The sequence below is a fragment of the Edaphobacter aggregans DSM 19364 genome, from assembly GCF_000745965.1.
Classification (GTDB): domain Bacteria; phylum Acidobacteriota; class Terriglobia; order Terriglobales; family Acidobacteriaceae; genus Edaphobacter; species Edaphobacter aggregans.
Genome location: NZ_JQKI01000333.1, coordinates 1 through 1,498, shown reverse-complemented (window position 1 = coordinate 1,498; position 1,498 = coordinate 1). Strand labels below are relative to the sequence as shown.

General features: G+C 55.9%; 2 protein-coding genes. Both read left to right on the top strand.

The window, feature by feature from the left end; all coding sequences use genetic code 11:
• The coding region (locus tag Q363_RS31625; RefSeq protein WP_035358755.1) for a transaldolase family protein at positions 1-381 on the top strand (381 nt) is incomplete at its 5' end.
• A 132-nt stretch (positions 382-513) separates the two neighbouring features.
• A complete protein-coding gene (locus Q363_RS31620) occupies positions 514-1,191 on the top strand; it encodes an HAD family hydrolase (RefSeq protein WP_051979617.1) in 678 nt (225 codons plus the stop codon).
• Positions 1,192-1,498 lie beyond the last annotated feature (307 nt).

Genomic DNA, 1,498 nt, shown 5'->3' with positions numbered 1-1,498 from the left:
CAGGATCCCGGCGTTGCATCGGTTACCCGCATCTACAATTACTACAAAAAATATGGCTACAGGACCCAGATTATGGGTGCGAGTTTCCGGAACGTAAATCAGATCATCCACCTGGCCGGATCGGATTTGCTGACCATCAGTCCAGAGCTTCTTGAACAGTTGGAGCAGACCGAGGGTGCCCTGGAGCGCAAGCTCGATCCGGCAAAGGCGCAGGAAAGCAAGGAAGAGCGCCTCCACCTGGACGAGAAGACATTTCGTTGGATGCACAACGAGGACGCGATGGCCACGGATAAGCTTGCTGAGGGGATCCGCAAATTCAATAGCGATGCCCGCCACCTGGAAGACTTTGCGCTTTCCCAGGTCACCCCAAAAGCCGCGTAATCGGAGGTTCGCTCCGCGTTATTTCGCGATCTGCTCAGCAAGCACATGTCGATCGGCATTGTGCGACGCTTGCTTGGTGCGGCATTCCGGAGGAGCAATTCATAAAGGGACACTTTAGATGGAGATCAGTCGATGAGCACAGCGCGGGCGGTACTTTGGGATATGGACGGAACGTTGATCGATTCAGAGGAGTTCCATTGGATCTCGTGGCGCGACACGATGGCGGATCAGGGCGTTCCAATTACGCGTGAGCAGTTTCTTTCCTCCTTCGGGCAGCGTAATGATTCCATCATTCCCAGGTGGCTCGGCGCTGCATCAACCCCGGAACGGGTGGAGAGGATCTCACGCGCTAAAGAAGAGCTATACCGCGATCTCATTCGCAAACATGGCATGTCGCCGCTGCCCGGGGTTTCCGATTGGGTCCGCCGACTTCACGAAGAGGGATGGCTACAGGCAATTGCTTCCGCGGCGCCTCGTCCTAATATTGAGGTGGTCCTTGAATCGCTGAAGGCGGCCCACTGTTTTCAGGCCATCGTCTCGGCGGAAGATGTGCACAAAGGAAAACCGGATCCGGAAGTGTACCTGATGGCGGCTTCGCGGCTTGGCACATCACCCAAAAGGTCCATTGTTGTCGAAGACGCCGTCGCCGGGGTCGAAGCAGCGCGCAGCGCTGGGATGCGGAGCATTGGAGTGAGTCGCAACGGTAAGCATCTCGCTGCCGAGTTAGTAGTGCAATCTCTTGACCTGCTGAATTCAGACGCCTTTGAAAGGCTTTTGCAGAGCAGTAGCTCCGTGGCGAAGAGCTGCTGATCCGTTACGTGCCGCTGTTCCTTCTGGGACGGGTCAGAACTACGATCGATCTCGGAGCAACTTTATATTTCACCTGCTCCAATGGCACGCCATGTTCCGAGAAGCCGTCAGGACTGGGCAAGCTCGTGTCCACGACTCTCACCCGCTCCTGTGGCGTACCCTCCTGGATTTGAAACTCCAGCTCTTCCCAATACCCATTGATCATTACTTAGGGAAGCTCTGCGCAGGTTCCTGATTTGCGGGCGGCAAGCAGGTAGGTGTGTTGGGCAGGGTGTTTTTCAGCGATAGATCGCCGAAAGCGGCGGTT